Source organism: Actinokineospora guangxiensis (assembly GCF_042657845.1).
Taxonomy (GTDB): Bacteria; Actinomycetota; Actinomycetes; order Mycobacteriales; family Pseudonocardiaceae; genus Actinokineospora; species Actinokineospora guangxiensis.
The window spans coordinates 1-529 of sequence record NZ_JBHSKF010000043.1 but is presented as its reverse complement, the minus strand read 5'-3'; the positions used below and the strand labels follow the sequence as shown (position 1 = coordinate 529).

2 rRNA genes are annotated in these 529 nt (G+C 60.1%); both read right to left on the bottom strand.

Annotated features, from left to right (window positions below):
- Positions 1–81: ribosomal RNA gene (locus tag ACFPM7_RS30375) — 23S ribosomal RNA — on the bottom strand; the annotation flags it as partial.
- Between the two features lie 399 nt (positions 82–480).
- Positions 481–529, bottom strand: a 16S ribosomal RNA gene (locus ACFPM7_RS30370); the annotation flags it as partial.

Below are 529 nucleotides of genomic sequence, written 5' to 3'. Positions count from 1 at the left end.
CCGAGGCTTAACGCAGCCTCCCACGTCCTTCATCGGCTCCTGGTGCCAAGACATCCACCGTATGCCCTTACCTACTTGCCACAAAGATGCTCGCATCCACTGTGCAGTTCTCAAACACCAACCAGACAACCCCCGACCACAGTGACCACAGCGCCGATCTCATCAACCGGCCGTCTGGACACGCAGGAGCGCTGTTCTGTGCTCTACCCTCGAGCAACAACCCAACACGGGTGTTGTCTCAGGACCCAACAGTGTGCCGCACGCGCCCCCCTCGACCCGCCCTCTGCCCCGTTCCACGCCACACCCTCACAGGCAGGCAGTACTAAGACACCAGAGACCAGACCGACGACAACGCTCCACCAGTAGTTCCACAATTCTGTGAGCGACCAACCACCACCGCATTCGGATGGTAAAGCCGGTCCTCCCAACCCGACCGCCCCAACCAGAAGCTGGTGTGGCGGGTTGTGAAGTGCTCCTTAGAAAGGAGGTGATCCAGCCGCACCTTCCGGTACGGCTACCTTGTTACGAC